This window comes from Algoriphagus sp. 10J20-15 (genome assembly GCF_055809615.1).
Genome location: NZ_JBVVUG010000047.1, coordinates 60330 through 73679, shown reverse-complemented (window position 1 = coordinate 73679; position 13350 = coordinate 60330). Strand labels below are relative to the sequence as shown.

21 protein-coding genes are annotated in these 13350 nt (G+C 34.9%); all 21 read right to left on the bottom strand.

The genetic code is table 11. From position 1 onward, the window contains the following. Positions 1–87 precede the first annotated feature (87 nt). The 21 genes from AC0L6R_RS22475 to AC0L6R_RS22375 all read right to left on the bottom strand — a co-directional run bounded on the left by AC0L6R_RS22475 (position 88) and on the right by AC0L6R_RS22375 (position 13153). Positions 88–957: a hypothetical protein gene (locus tag AC0L6R_RS22475; RefSeq protein ID WP_473273229.1), complete on the bottom strand. Its 870-nt coding sequence runs from the start codon at positions 955–957 to the stop codon at positions 88–90. Positions 958–1197: 240 nt separating this feature from the next. Beyond that, entirely contained in the window at positions 1198–1497 is a 300-nt protein-coding gene (locus tag AC0L6R_RS22470; protein WP_473273228.1) for a hypothetical protein, read from the bottom strand. 536 nt (positions 1498–2033) lie between these two features. Beyond that, positions 2034–2555 carry a hypothetical protein gene (locus AC0L6R_RS22465; protein ID WP_473273227.1) on the bottom strand — a complete coding sequence of 174 codons (522 nt, stop codon included), beginning with the start codon at positions 2553–2555 and terminating at the stop codon, positions 2034–2036. Positions 2556–2705: 150 nt separating this feature from the next. Then, on the bottom strand, positions 2706–3104 hold the full coding sequence (locus tag AC0L6R_RS22460) for a PIN domain-containing protein (RefSeq protein ID WP_473273226.1): 399 nt from the start codon (positions 3102–3104) through the stop codon (positions 2706–2708). After that, positions 3101–3343, bottom strand: a complete 243-nt coding sequence (locus tag AC0L6R_RS22455) for a hypothetical protein (RefSeq protein ID WP_473273225.1) — start codon at positions 3341–3343, stop codon at positions 3101–3103. The genes AC0L6R_RS22460 and AC0L6R_RS22455 overlap by 4 nt, the downstream gene beginning before the upstream one ends. Positions 3344–3399: 56 nt before the next feature. Further along, a complete protein-coding gene (locus AC0L6R_RS22450) occupies positions 3400–3870 on the bottom strand; it encodes a hypothetical protein (protein ID WP_473273224.1) in 471 nt (156 codons plus the stop codon). 101 nt (positions 3871–3971) lie between these two features. Beyond that, entirely contained in the window at positions 3972–4358 is a 387-nt protein-coding gene (locus tag AC0L6R_RS22445; RefSeq protein WP_473273223.1) for a hypothetical protein, read from the bottom strand. Positions 4359–4515: 157 nt separating this feature from the next. Next, on the bottom strand, positions 4516–5187 hold the full coding sequence (locus AC0L6R_RS22440) for a hypothetical protein (RefSeq protein ID WP_473273222.1): 672 nt from the start codon (positions 5185–5187) through the stop codon (positions 4516–4518). Positions 5188–5350: 163 nt separating this feature from the next. Then, positions 5351–6055: a hypothetical protein gene (locus AC0L6R_RS22435; RefSeq protein ID WP_473273221.1), complete on the bottom strand. Its 705-nt coding sequence runs from the start codon at positions 6053–6055 to the stop codon at positions 5351–5353. Positions 6056–6098: 43 nt separating this feature from the next. Further along, positions 6099–6524, bottom strand: coding sequence for a hypothetical protein (locus AC0L6R_RS22430; RefSeq protein ID WP_473273220.1), 426 nt, complete (start codon positions 6522–6524; stop codon positions 6099–6101). Between the two features lie 10 nt (positions 6525–6534). Continuing rightward, positions 6535–6774 (bottom strand): hypothetical protein, encoded by a 240-nt coding sequence (locus AC0L6R_RS22425; protein ID WP_473273219.1) that lies wholly within the window; start codon positions 6772–6774, stop codon positions 6535–6537. A gap of 170 nt (positions 6775–6944) precedes the next feature. Continuing rightward, positions 6945–7385: a hypothetical protein gene (locus AC0L6R_RS22420; protein WP_473273218.1), complete on the bottom strand. Its 441-nt coding sequence runs from the start codon at positions 7383–7385 to the stop codon at positions 6945–6947. A 219-nt stretch (positions 7386–7604) separates the two neighbouring features. After that, positions 7605–8414, bottom strand: a complete 810-nt coding sequence (locus AC0L6R_RS22415) for a hypothetical protein (protein WP_111322281.1) — start codon at positions 8412–8414, stop codon at positions 7605–7607. 156 nt (positions 8415–8570) lie between these two features. Continuing rightward, entirely contained in the window at positions 8571–9317 is a 747-nt protein-coding gene (locus AC0L6R_RS22410) for a DUF2310 family Zn-ribbon-containing protein (protein WP_473273217.1), read from the bottom strand. Between the two features lie 465 nt (positions 9318–9782). Further along, the gene (locus AC0L6R_RS22405; RefSeq protein ID WP_283411280.1) at positions 9783–10145 is read right to left on the bottom strand and encodes a hypothetical protein; all 363 of its coding nucleotides are present in this window, start codon (positions 10143–10145) and stop codon (positions 9783–9785) included. Between the two features lie 149 nt (positions 10146–10294). Beyond that, positions 10295–10528: an Imm27 family immunity protein gene (locus AC0L6R_RS22400; protein WP_149395154.1), complete on the bottom strand. Its 234-nt coding sequence runs from the start codon at positions 10526–10528 to the stop codon at positions 10295–10297. Then, the gene (locus AC0L6R_RS22395) at positions 10513–10752 is read right to left on the bottom strand and encodes a contact-dependent growth inhibition system immunity protein (protein WP_473273216.1); all 240 of its coding nucleotides are present in this window, start codon (positions 10750–10752) and stop codon (positions 10513–10515) included. The genes AC0L6R_RS22400 and AC0L6R_RS22395 overlap by 16 nt, the downstream gene beginning before the upstream one ends. Positions 10753–11126: 374 nt before the next feature. Continuing rightward, entirely contained in the window at positions 11127–11735 is a 609-nt protein-coding gene (locus AC0L6R_RS22390) for a hypothetical protein (RefSeq protein ID WP_473273215.1), read from the bottom strand. A gap of 118 nt (positions 11736–11853) precedes the next feature. Beyond that, positions 11854–12642, bottom strand: coding sequence for an adenylate/guanylate cyclase domain-containing protein (locus tag AC0L6R_RS22385; protein WP_473273214.1), 789 nt, complete (start codon positions 12640–12642; stop codon positions 11854–11856). Then, positions 12643–12843, bottom strand: a complete 201-nt coding sequence (locus tag AC0L6R_RS22380) for a hypothetical protein (RefSeq protein WP_473273248.1) — start codon at positions 12841–12843, stop codon at positions 12643–12645. Between the two features lie 4 nt (positions 12844–12847). Further along, the gene (locus AC0L6R_RS22375; protein WP_473273213.1) at positions 12848–13153 is read right to left on the bottom strand and encodes a Pycsar system effector family protein; all 306 of its coding nucleotides are present in this window, start codon (positions 13151–13153) and stop codon (positions 12848–12850) included. Positions 13154–13350: the final 197 nt, after the last annotated feature.

Below are 13350 nucleotides of genomic sequence, written 5' to 3'. Positions count from 1 at the left end.
TCAAACTTACTTCTCGCTTCTTAAAGATAATGATTTTCATAGTTAATCAGTTCCGCCCGCTGTATCCAAGGTGATGTTGGCACACGTTTACCTTTTCACAAAGTAGTTAAATGTCCCTTTATGATATCTGTAAACATTATCATCGCCTTTAGAGAGGATTACTATTTCTGGAAATTCTTTCTCCCCAAAATCACCTCCAACATTAAACTGAATTCTTACGGTATCATTCTCTACAAGTAAACCTTTTGAGCATCCAATTATTTTATTGTTCGTAGTATCAGCTAATGACATATCTGAAACTTCACAATCAAAACTGGCATCTACTATTTTAAAATTAGGTTGCGATAAAAAGACCTTAACATCAATTAGTTCTCCAATTTCAACCGTGTCAGGTGAGACCGCTTTCATTAAAACAGGCTCCATTGCTTCTCCATTTCTATTTGTAGAATTCACTTTCAATATTTGATGGCCATTTTGATATTGAATTATTTCAAACCTTTTTTCTGCACATGATGCAAAAATTAGAAAAGTAAAAATCATTAAATTTATTTTTTCCTTGGATGAATTATTATGCCCATTTTCAACCTTTAACTGGTGCTTTGATACAATCATTATTGTGATTAGAACCAAAACTAGAACTGCGGAATAAATTGGTTCAGAATAAATGTATTCCCATTGTTCTCTTAAGGACATTTTTAGGCTTTCATTATTAACCATTATGATATTCGAATAATCGAGCTTTTTGGAAATTCTACCAATCAAAAATACTAAGGAAGTTAGTACTGGAAGAATGAGTGAATAACTTCCAATTTTTAACCCAAACTTTTTTGAAGTTAAAAACCCTAAACCACCAATAGTTACTGTAAGCCAAAACAGAAACTCAACAACTATTTCCCAATATGGTCTTACATATCCAAATGCTCCAGATTTAAGTCCCCAAGTTAATTCGTAATTCAAAAGATGATATCCTGCTTTAACAGCAAAATATCCTCCAACGAAAAGAAAAATTACTCCGATTAATTGGGTTACTTTTTTCTTTAGTTTTTGATTGTGGGGTTTCGATTTGAAATGTGTGCCAACGGTTTGGCTTGGAAACGGCGGGTATTCGGAGTCGCTCCATTCCAGCCTACTCCTAACTTACTACAGATACGAAACTTTCTATTTTCTCAAAACCGCCCGCGGTATTCCAAGGTAATGTTATAGGGCGTTTTGCTTGATTTTCCTCTTTTTAATACTTTTTATAATGACAATCGATGTAATTGAAAGGCCTAATATTAATGAAACCAATTTAGCTGAACCATAAATCACGGTCAGCTTAAATCCCATCGTTGTATTATTAGAATCAACTTTTTTGATATATCCTTTTAATTCAGGAGCATTATGAAGATATAGAAACAATGAAAACGAACAAAGCCCAAGTATCAAAAGGAGAACTTTATTAATTCTACCTGAATATTTATCCATGTTTTCATTTTTTACAAACAGTTGATTTTTCAAAAATCTTGAATTTCAAAATACATCTTAAGTTATTTCATTTTATTGTTCCATTAACAATCATTATTATGAACAGCCCTAAACCAAACATAATTGCGTAAATAATTCCTTCCTTATTTGTTTTAATTATCTGAGTTGTTAAAATTATCAATGCTACTGTAAAAGCCATACCTTCTGTCAACATTACTATAGAGTATAAGTCGGGGTTTTCAAAATACCAAGGGTTTTCGTTAATGGATCCCCAAGGATACCCACTAGTCTCTTTTACTATTTTACTGTCCACCACTCACTATATGATATAAAAGCAAGTAGACCGAAAAACAAAGTTCCAAATATTGTTAATGTCCAAAATAATATGTTCTTCGGTGTCGTCATTTCAAAATGCCCTATAAGGGTTTGCAGATTTGCGATGGGCGGGATTTTTACCACTGAACTTTATGCGGAGCACAAAACTTTCGGCTACCACTAAACTGTCTGCGGAGCACGAAACCCCGCCTATTGCAAATGTGCTGTTATAAGCCGTTTTTTCTGTCATTTTGTTAATCGTATGTCCATTCTGTCAATGTCAATAAGTTTGATTTCCTGTCTACCGAAATAATCAAAAAGTAATAGGTATAAACCCAACTTTCGGGTTCAATTACTCTTTCATCTTCTTTGTTGAACCAGTCCTTTGATAAAATATAAAACTCGTTGTCCCCAAACTCGTTGTGAATTTCAAAATACCCGTCGAGCAGTTTAGCAAATTCGTTTCTATCGTCACCCCAGTCTGGTTCATTTATAAAGTCAAAAAGAAATTTTGATACTCCTTGTTTGTCTGTTTTTCTATAGTCTGTGATTTTTATTTTGTCAACGTCAAAAGCTTGTCTCAAATAACCCTTGTCTGGTTCAGCTTTTACGCAGTCACGCAAACTGTCAAATGAGAATTGTTTTGAACGAATGAAGTTGTCAACAATTTGGTCGTTGCTAATAAGTTCGTCAACCCCAATAGCAAATTCTGTCAAGTTTATACCTTGATAGCCTTCGTTAATTTCGATATGTCTTTTGGTATCGATGGTTGTCATTAAAATGGCTTATAACGTGATTCAGCTTGGAGACGGCGGGCATTTGGAACCGTTCTCTTCCAGCATACACCTAAACTTTTAAAGATACTAAACTTTCTATTTACTCTGAACCACCCGCTGTATCCAAGGTGATGTTAGCGAAAGTTTATCTTATCTATTTACCCAGTTTTCTAGTTGAATTCCAGATATTCTTTCAAATTCCTTTTGATTTTCGGTCACCATGATTAGCTCTTTATCCACTGCAGTACAACCGATTAATAGATCAAAATCGCTTATCATCAGTCCTATTGACCTTAATCGGGCTTTCTCTTTTCCATAAAGGTAAATGGCACTGAAAATAGGGAGGATCAGAAGTTGATTGGTAAAAACTTCAATTAACTCAAGATTCTTCTTGGGATTAGTGCTATTTTCAGCTCCAAACACTAGTTCAGCAAATGTAATTTCAGAAATAGCAAAATTTTCCGTTCCTAACTCCTGAAACTTTTCTATCATCCCAAACTTTCCTCTTAAAAAATGGATGCAGATATTTGAGTCTAAAATATATTTCATTCGAAACCAAGATCTTCTGCTTTTTCAACTCTTGATTCTCTCATTTCTTTGATGATTTCATCAGAATCTTTGTTGTCTTCCCATGCTCCAAAAAGAGTTTTCAAGTCAACTTTCTCTTCCTTTATTTCAAGAGATTCAGTCAATTTTATGATCAGCTTTTTCTTGGAAAGATTATCTAGACCTCGCAACATACCAAAATACTTTTCCAAAGTCTTATTATTTATAGTAAGGTTTGCCATGTTTTTTTTCTTGAATTTACGGTATTAATGGATTGATGGTCAAATGATTTGTAAAATTAAATCCCTAACTCTCTTTTCTTTTTCTTTATTAAGTCCCCCATTTCACTTGTATCACTAGTAAATCCACCTGCATTTATGAATTGATTTTCAGTATTGAACCAATAGACTTTATTATCCCCTTTAACTTTCAATTTATACAAAGGAGGGTAAACAAACTGTATGAGAGAAAGGGATTCCACTTCCATCCAATTTATTTTTCTTTCCTTGTCACCATTTCTTATTGTTACATTTTGGCCTCCTAATTTTACGATCACCAATTTATCCTTTATAGCAATAAATATTAGAAAGCAAACTATTCCTATCATTCCAAAAACTAATGAGGTAACGATGCTTTGTTCCATTTTCTCACCATTTACCCAGAATAACTCCGGAAAGAACCAAGACAAAATGGACGTTATTAACATTATTATTCCTAAGCCTAGAAACAAGTATTTCAAAGTTTTGTGATATAAATTGTTGCTTTCCAAGGTTTTTTTTCAATTTTCGTTAACGGCCCGCATACCTGTCATTGCCAGCTTTTGCTGACAATGAACGGGTATGCATTGTTCTCGCCAGCCTTCATTCTCTTTTATTTTATTTGAATTCTCCAATCTAATTTTTCGAATTCATGGATTTGGCTAAAAATTGCTCCTTTGCCTATTAAAGTTACTGTATCACCTGAATTCATCCTGATTTCCAAGAAGTCTATATCTTCCCTCTTTGGCTGGTATCTTGCGACAACAGTTCCAATGTTGATAAAATCATTTGGCTTTATTCTTTTGGCATCAAGTATTCTGCCTTTATACTCAATCTCTTCAAATTCATTTCTTTCGTCAGGATAAACATTTTTACTTATTAAAATTTCGACATCCTCCTCTGTACTATTTTCTAATTTAATATTATGAACAGGGTCGCATCCAGTACATAGAACTAAAATTGCCAGATTTGTTAAAATTAATCTTATCCCCCGTTTCATTTTTTACTCTGTTTTTATTTTCTCTTGGTTGGCGAGAACGGTTTCGGGCTTTGCGTTGGTGGGCTTTTGAATCCGTTAACTGTCTGCCAGCACCAACGTTTATTAATTGCTCAAATGTTTCTATTCGCACTGTCCGCCCACTAACGCAAAACCCGTGTTACCGGCTGGCTTTCTCAAGTTTGTCGTTTATTATGTATTTTATTTCTCCTGTCCCCATAACTGTCGCACCTTCTCTAAATTCAAAATGCATTCCTTCCGTCAAGCTACCTGCAAAGAAGCCTGGAGATAATATTTTGATTTTTGCGTCAACGATGTCACCAGGGAATAGTGTTTCTTTATCAATAAAAGTTTGTTGTCCTGAAGTCTGCATTTCGGTAAAGTCAAACTTTACTTGTGGTCTGTAACCGCTTTTTGCAGGAGTTTGTCTACCGCCTTGTTCAGTCGTCCTATATGTAAGTTTTGCAATAAAGTCTGTCTTATTAAACTCTTGTTCGTAGAAGTCATGAATGTTTTTTAAGATATTGTCGAAGTTACTTTCATTGCAAAATCTTGTCGAAGTATCAATGAGTTCAGCTATCGAACTTCCCGATTCAACCTGCCAAGCATTTTGTCCGTTGAATTTTCTTGCGTCTATTTTCTCAACGGTCAGCGGTGAACCGAAATACTCTTTGATTTCCTGAACAAAGTCAGCGATTTTGCTTTGGTCTTGTGTCGGCCAGTCATTCATTGCGTTCAAAAACAGAGTTGCAATGTCTTTCAGTTTGTGGTCGGTCTGGTCAATGTCAACCAAATTCCAAAGGGTCGAATATGTTTCAATTTTGTTGTCCACTGTGTCGTTGTCTAAGCTTGCCGGTAACGTAGGAAGCTACACGCAGGGGCGGACTGCGGGCGATTTCCTGTCAAGCCGAAAAGTAGCCCGAGCGGAAAGATGCCCGCCGAAAACCACTGCTGCCGCACTTGACGGGTAGCTGAAGTTATGGGCTGCCCTTTTCTCATTTCCATATTTTCCACCATTTATTTTTCGAATTGTCGTATCGTTTAATACTGCCACCAGTCGTGACTTTTGTGTCAATATTGTAATTAAATTCTACCCATTCGTCTGCATCATTCATAGGGTCGTAAGAAAACCCAGTGACAAGATTACCTTCGAGTTTCAAATCTTTAAGTCCGTCCCACGAAATTCGACCGGAATCCCAATGATCTCCATTTGGTTCGATTACCATTATCTCTGTCGAGTCATGTAGAATCAATCTGCTATCTAACGTTTTAATTACATTTTGATAACTCATTCCAAATACTTGGATTGGAATAGAGTCATTTGGGTTCATTAAATAACAAGTTCCGCCAGCAATCACTAACAATTTTAAAGGTTTGTCGATCTCATAAACGGCATTGAGTCCTGTCCAGCCCAATTTAAAATTAGCAACCCAATCACTTTTATCATCTCTAAAAAATCTCACCGCAAGTCCTTGTGAATAGAATAGTTCTCCATCTTCTGTCACAGGAATATACATTGGTCCGTAGGTCGGCAAAGATTCTAATATTTCATATCTCATGTCCACTGTCGTTGTCGCTTTTAGGGTTGCCCATAACGGTTTGCGAATATGACTTGTGGCGGTTTTCGAAGCACTTTCCTGTCGGCTTGCAACAAACTTACTTAAAAGCACTAAGCTTGAATTTACCACTTTCCCCGCCATAAGTTATATATGCTGTTATAGGGCGTTTTTCTTCTTTCGGTCGTCATTTTACTATCTTTTGAATTGAAGGTTCGTCAACTCTTAACCACCTTAAAATTTCCTTCGCACTTGTTTTGTCTTTCTTTTTGGTTCTATCAAACTCGTCCATTAGTCCGCTTTGCCAAAGCCTTTCATTGACTGTCATTCCTGATAGTCCAACAATTTTTTGGATTCTGTTAAATATTTGTTCGTCAATAAGCTTTTTAAAAATGTGTTCACAAGCTTCATTTTCATTCGTAAAAGCTCTTGTTGAGTGTTTTTCGCCACGCTCTTTATAAAAAGTTTCATATTCAAGTCCGTTTTGTCCTTGTCTTATTGTTAAGCCAATTTTGTCATTGTCGTCTGTAGAGCCGAAAAGTCCGTGAAGGAAATATTGGTTTTCATCAATTCCTTTTTCTTTTAACTTGTTATGTAAATCTGAGATTGTCATTCTTTGTTTATTATATCAATTCAGATTTCAAAAGAGTCAATGGAAATTGAGAACCTTCATCTCGTAAATGTCCTTTTACTTTAAGTGACTTAAGCTGTTCTAATCGTTTTTCGTCACTCTTGTTTTTAAAAATGACAGTCATATTTCGTTTACTTCCTTTATAGTCAACTATTGTAGATAAGTAATGATGTCCACCGTCAGCTCCTGTCGATAAAATTTTAATGTCGCTAATTTCAAATTCTGATGTCATCTGTTTTACTGTGTCGTCTTTCTAAAATGCCCTATAACGGTTTGCATATGGCTTGTGGCGGTTACGAAGTACTTTCCTGTCCACTGAAGCCAAAGCTTGGTACGAAGCGAAAACCTTGTTGATAGCCGTTCACCCGCCATAAGCTATATGCGTTGTTGTGCGTTCGTTTTTTATTTTTTCAATTCGTTCTTACTCCATTCAAATCCGTCAAATAGTGCCTGTTCACTTATTAACCATTCTGCTTTTTCATCTTCATTAAAAGTTAATTTGGTTTGCTCTATTTGCTTGTCAAGATTTGACTTGCCAACTCCATATCCGTGAATTTTGTCAGTCGAGACAAGTTTGACTTTATATCCAAGTTTTGTTTTTTCAATTCTTAATCCGCCTATGTATTCGTCCCAAAGGTCGAATGGAACAAATTTTACTTGTCCTTTTTCAATTGATTTTATTCTTTCATTCCAAAAGTCGATAAGTTTTATTGCACCAAAAGCCAAAATTGAATCGGAATTCACTTTCTGTTTTTCAATTTCTGAATTATCAATTTCCAAAAAGTCAAATAAATAGTAGCTATCGGCTGTTCTCGAAAAACTCGGAATCAAGTCAATTTTCAAAAAGAGGTCATTATGTCCACTTCCAAGTTTATCAATAATCAGTCTTATCATACTTTTTTCTTCGTTTCTTTTAATGACGCACAACGGTTTCGGGCTATAGCAAGTGCGGGATTTTGAAACCGAATTTTTGTCAGCCAGACTGAATTTTATTTAGTTGCAATATCTGCATTTTTAGCCAGTCAAACCGCATTTGCTATCGCCGATGTTGGCAACTGGCTTTTATTTAATTTTATTTAAAAACCTTGTGTCATTCATATTCAATTCATTCTCGTAAGTCCCGATTTTTTTGAAATAATAATACCTCAATCTTTCCGAACACTCTTTATAATTGTCATATCCTGTAACTGAATATTTAAGCATTTTAAATGGTTTCCAATTTTTCTGGTCAAATTCAAAGCCTTTTCCAAAATACTCAATTCCGCCATTTGGATAGTCTATATACTTGTTAAACGCTTTGTTTATAAGTAATCCAGCGACAATTTCATTTCCGTTCTCGGAGTAAAATAAAGTGTCGATAATTGATTCTTTATATTCAAGTCCTATCGGCAAATCAATTGCCCAATCTCTTTCTATTGAATCATTATAAGTTTTGCCTTCAAAATATTTCAAAGTCAACTCTGATGGTCTTTGAACGGTCTTAACTTTTATAAGACTATCAACTAAGTTTTGCAGCTGGATTTTATCTCGTTCATATTTATCAGTCGTAACTTTTACATTATAAGCAAACTTATCTGGTGTGGTAGTTTCAATCAGTCTTAAAGAAAGTTCCTTTGTCATATGTGTCATAGACATTAGAGCAAGTGGGCAACTTAAAATTAGAAGAAACCAAATACTTATTTTTCGAATGTGCTTTTTGAATGATAGAAAAATAAAAAGGATTGTTGACAGAAATAGAATTATTGAAGTAATAGTTAAAGTATCTATTATGTTGCCTAAAGCAGAACCACCTTGGTCATTTAAAATATGAAATACTGAAACCAATACTCCAATTATTAAAATTCCATATAATATCTTGATATCGTGTTTCATTTTTCAGCTTGTTGCCAACGGTTGGGCGCTTGGCGAAGAAGCGGATTTCGCAGCACTAAACTGTCTGCCAGCACTGAACTTGATACGAAGCACAAAGCTTTATTTAAGCACTGAACCCGCTTTTTTGCCAAACGCCTGTTAGCACCAGTTGTTTTTCTATTTGTCGCCATAATCAAATATTGTGTTACAGGTCTTACAAATTCTGTTAGGTCTTTTCAGACCAGAGTCAAAACCTTTTTGGCCACAAACTAAGCAAGTATGATTGTCGTCAGGCTCCTCAACAAAGTAGCTTATGTAAACAGGAAGTTTGAAATAGTCTGAAAGTTGTTTTCTGATTTTTTCTCCTTCTAAGTTTAGTTTTCCTTTTTTATAATTCGTTAGCTCTTTGTAAGCTTCTTTTTCAAAAAGTCCACTTTCAAGCCAACTGGAGTAAATTCTTTCGTGTTTTGTCTGCCAGTCTTCAAGTTGAATTTCAAGCGGTATTCTGGAATATGAAATTTGTCCAAAACAGTTGCTACAAGTCAATTCGTCAATAAACTGTAATGAACGTCCTTTTAAAATGTAAAAGTCAGACTTGTCGCACCCGCAATTCGTCACATTGTCAACTTCAATAATAACGTCTCGTTCTTTGAGTGTCTTAGGTTTCTCAGACAGCAGCTTGACAAACTTAGTATACCAAAACTCTTTTACTTCTATATTCTTGTTCCAGTTCTTGAACGAATAGTTGTCACGAAAAATCACAATCAACTCTAAAATGTTTTTTTCTCTTCTTAATTCACGGGGTTTTGGAAAAATCAAATTCTGTCTATAAAGAGAGGCTGATAAACCAATAAATTCTTCTCCTGTCGATTTGCTGTCAACTAAGGTTAAAAGAATTTTTGCTGGAATTGGTTTGTCTGTCATTTTATAATTTTAGGTCGTGCTGTATCGTCCTCACGATTGGTGCTAACGTTTTGGCTAAGAAACGTGCGGGTCTTGGAACACGTCACTTTCAACCGAGAACCAAGTTTATTTTGTATACTAAATTTCATTTTACCACTTCTGCCCTCATGTTTTCTTAGCCTTTGTTGGTGTGTCGTTTTTTATTTCCTTTCATCAATGTTATAGAATCAATAATTATGATCATTAAGTATATAGCTAAAATTATCCCACTGATTGGTAAAGTAAAAAGTATCAACCATGGTAGTGCCATCCAAGCACAGTTTCCTTCATGACACGGCTCTCCTGTTGAAATTTCTGTTAACCAACCACCAAAAAGTCCGATTATAGCTGGTGATAATCCACAAAAGACAATTATGGCTAACCATATAGGAAACCGTGTCAAATAGTGTTTTTTATTTTGAATGATTATCCCCAACTCTCTACGCTTTAAAATTGAACGTTATTGCTGTATCGAATGGCGTCAATTACCTGGCTTTCCATTTTTTCAGTTCGTCCGACCCAAATTGTTTTTTTGTGTGAGGTGTAGTGCCATGTAAATACGTGAACGATAGAGTCCGTTAGGATTTCCTTTTTATTTAGAATTCCACCATCAAATTCGTTCAGGTTGTCATTTATGTTCACTTTGTATTGTCTGTTGGGGTCAGTCTGAAAATACTTTTTATGAGCATAGTCAAAATTCCGTCCGATTAGTTCATCTATCGTCTTAACAGGTTCGTTCCAAATGTCGAAATACCATGAGGAAGTTAGTCCGACAATGATTATTGATAGTATGACTATGAGTTTCTTCATTTTAAATGCACGCCAACGGCCCTGGCTATGGCAAGTGCGGGATTTTGAAACTGCTTTCTTGTCCGCCTACCGTAAATTTATTTAGTTGTAAAATCTTCATTTTTAAGCAGTCAGCCCGCATTTGCTATAGCTGATGTTGTGCAACGTTTTTATTTTTTTATTCTGGTCAGTTTTGGAGGTCCACCGCCATGTAAATGACTTTCAGGATAAGTTAATTCCCAAACACTGCCATTTAAATGCTGATAGCGTTTTGTCCATCCATCTTCACTAATTTCAATTTCTGTCAAGTCTTTGTTAATCATTGATTCGATCAATTCACAATTTGAATCAGCGACAACTTTACCATCCTTAAAGACCCATTTCCCAATTAGTTCTTTTTCCATTGTTTGTAGGATTTTAGTAAGTCAGGTTCTCGTTCATTGAGTAATTCTTCATTGTCCGAGATTATAGCTTCAAGTTCTTTAGTTAGCTTAGGTTCAAGATTCCAAAACTCTATTTCGCTGGTCAACACAGCTTTTAATAAGTCTCCTTCATAATAATCACCTTCAGCCAGTATGTCCTGTCTCAATTTCTCGAGAGAAAGAGGTATCAGAAACTTACAGCCCAATATTTTGACCAATCATTATTCTAAGGTCCTCTATTTCAGAAATCCTTGAGTGGCTTTTTCCTGAGTTGGTGACAAGTCTTGACTAAATGGCTTTCATAATCTGGTTTGCCCCAATAGTCCTAATTTCTAAATTTTCTAAAGACTATCTCTCGCCAATTATTTTCATATTTCGTCTCTGTCGTTTTCAAGGATAATTTCGGTTCTTAATAAATGTTGCACAACGTTTTGCAGCTACCCGAAGGGCGGGACTTTTACCACAAAACTTGATTTGAAAAACTAATGTTTGATTAACCACAAAACTGTCTTTGGAATACGAAACCCCGCCTTTTGGGGTAGGTGCTGTTACCACCAGTGCTTCTTATTTTCATAGTTTTTCAGTCTTTATAAATTGCAAGTCTTATTTGTCTGTATCCGTTGTTGTCGTTCCCAAACATAAATAAATACGCATTTATTCCGTCCGCTCGTTTAAATTTTAAGTCATCTCTGAATGTCTCGTCCTTGATTTTTCCCTGTTCAATATTTTTTGAGATAGGTTCTCCAAATTCTTTTGTCAGTTTAGAAGTCAAATTGTTAAACTTGGTCTGAAATGCTTTGAATTTTTTTGTATGGTTTTCTTCTTCAAAAAAGTCAGTGTCAGTTTTTTGCAAGTAGTTCCATTGATAAAGAATTACTTTTACTAAACTGTCATTTACGGCATAAAAATATTCGGTTTCAAGTTTGAAATTTGGTTTCTCTTTGATTTCAAAAGTTTTCGGTGTCGCTAAAATATAATTGTTCTTGTTGGGGTAAATCCCTTCTCCAATTCCGATAAAATGGTCAGGTGTAATGTCTTTTGACTGCTTTTGTCTTTCTAATTGTATTACCGTTTTAATGTCAAGTTTGCCAAATTCGTTAAACTCTTTGCTTTCAAAAATTAGTCTGTTTGTCACACAGGAACTTAATGCGAACAAGGTCAATATAACTATGTATTTTATGTATTTCATTCTTTACGTTGTCGTCTTAGCATTGGTGGTAACGGTTTGCGTATATGACTTGTGGCGGATTTCGAAGCACTTTCTTGTCGGTTTGCACCAAACTTACTTAAAAGCCCCAAGCTTGAATTTACCATTTTCCCCGCCATAAGTTATATACGCTGTTATGGGCTGGCTTTCTATAATGTCCAATGATAACTCGTGTAATAATAGTATTCATTTTGCCCATTATATGTAAAAATTCCACGAGTCCACACATATCCACTTTTTCATCTTGACCCCAAGCATTTTTTCTTGTATGGTATTTAGCCCAATCTAAAAGGTTATTGTAAACATAACTTGATATTGCAATATGGTTAGGTGCTTTACTATTGTCACCCAATACAGTTGATTTGTTAACGGGATTGCCAATCCAAAATATATCTCTGTTATGTTCACCACCTACACCTACTTTAGTGCAAAGAATATTGCCGTGGTCAATGCCAATTCCAAAATTTAGCTTTGAATATTTTTTCAATAATTCATTTATTCCATCTTCCGAATTGTCTATCATATACTTTATTTGCATTGCACATTTTACTGCTGTTGAAAGTGTCACTTTTAGATTTCCTTGAAAAAATATTAAGGAACTATCTCCATTAAAACTTCTAACATTACCGCCATGGCTATTTGCAATTTTTACTATGGTGTGAAAAAAAGCCATATGAAGTTTGGCAACAATCGGCTTATTATGAGTGTTCAAAACGGAAGTAGAACCTCGAATATCAATAAACAATGAAGACCCTGTAAATTTTAAGCCTGTATTACCAAAGGTTAGTTTAGGGTCGTCAAGTCGAGGAACATAAGTTACCTCTGTTACTACAAGCCTTTCATCAAGGATTGCCTTTACCTTTGATTTTATATCGTCTTTAAGTGCCATCTACAACTGAATTGAAAGAATTATAAAAACCATTGAAGCGAAAAGTGCTGCAAAGAGCCAAATAAAGGATTTTGCTAAATTTTCATTTTTCTCGTTTAGGATATGTGAAACTTCAATCTGCTGGTCAATAATGTCTTTCAGCATATTTACATCACTTATATTTTCATATTTTTCGTGAAGTCCTTTATTAACTTTACTAATATGCTCAAAGTAGAATGTGGATAATTCTCCTTGCTAGGTAGTTCTTTGCAAATCTCGGTTTCAGAATTTTGAAAACTGAATAGTACAGAACGAATATCATACAAATTAAAGTAGCAAGTCCAGCAAGAAAAGTAATCGTTCCAATTACTGTCACATTAGCAATTGAGAAGGTTAACTTTTCCAAGTATTGGACAAAAGCTGTAAAAATTAATCCTATTACAATTAAAACTGCACCTGCTTTTTGGTCAGCAAATTTTATTAAGTCTTGAATATTTTTAAAAGACTCTAGAGCATAATTTATTTTGTCCATATGTTGTCGTTCTTAAGCTTGCCCATAACGAGTCGCTATACGAAACTAGTTTCGTTTATTTTTCATATATCCTAATGACACCGCGATTAATCAAACCTTCGTGCTTAACCTGTCATTTCTATCCCCAAAATAAGCTAATTATTACTCTTTGGCACTCAAGTCAAGTCCGTTCAGCTAGTTCTGCTTCAATTTAAAAA

Coding starts and splice junctions, on each gene's coding strand:
- AC0L6R_RS22465 (WP_473273227.1), bottom strand. CDS start 2,555: ATGACAACCATCGATACCAAAAGACATATCGAAATTAACGAAGGCTAT.
- AC0L6R_RS22460 (WP_473273226.1), bottom strand. CDS start 3,104: ATGAAATATATTTTAGACTCAAATATCTGCATCCATTTTTTAAGAGGA.
- AC0L6R_RS22455 (WP_473273225.1), bottom strand. CDS start 3,343: ATGGCAAACCTTACTATAAATAATAAGACTTTGGAAAAGTATTTTGGT.
- AC0L6R_RS22445 (WP_473273223.1), bottom strand. CDS start 4,358: ATGAAACGGGGGATAAGATTAATTTTAACAAATCTGGCAATTTTAGTT.
- AC0L6R_RS22435 (WP_473273221.1), bottom strand. CDS start 6,055: ATGGCGGGGAAAGTGGTAAATTCAAGCTTAGTGCTTTTAAGTAAGTTT.
- AC0L6R_RS22430 (WP_473273220.1), bottom strand. CDS start 6,524: ATGACAATCTCAGATTTACATAACAAGTTAAAAGAAAAAGGAATTGAT.
- AC0L6R_RS22425 (WP_473273219.1), bottom strand. CDS start 6,774: ATGACATCAGAATTTGAAATTAGCGACATTAAAATTTTATCGACAGGA.
- AC0L6R_RS22415 (WP_111322281.1), bottom strand. CDS start 8,414: ATGAAACACGATATCAAGATATTATATGGAATTTTAATAATTGGAGTA.
- AC0L6R_RS22410 (WP_473273217.1), bottom strand. CDS start 9,317: ATGACAGACAAACCAATTCCAGCAAAAATTCTTTTAACCTTAGTTGAC.
- AC0L6R_RS22405 (WP_283411280.1), bottom strand. CDS start 10,145: ATGAAGAAACTCATAGTCATACTATCAATAATCATTGTCGGACTAACT.
- AC0L6R_RS22400 (WP_149395154.1), bottom strand. CDS start 10,528: ATGGAAAAAGAACTAATTGGGAAATGGGTCTTTAAGGATGGTAAAGTT.
- AC0L6R_RS22390 (WP_473273215.1), bottom strand. CDS start 11,735: ATGAAATACATAAAATACATAGTTATATTGACCTTGTTCGCATTAAGT.
- AC0L6R_RS22385 (WP_473273214.1), bottom strand. CDS start 12,642: ATGGCACTTAAAGACGATATAAAATCAAAGGTAAAGGCAATCCTTGAT.
- AC0L6R_RS22375 (WP_473273213.1), bottom strand. CDS start 13,153: ATGGACAAAATAAATTATGCTCTAGAGTCTTTTAAAAATATTCAAGAC.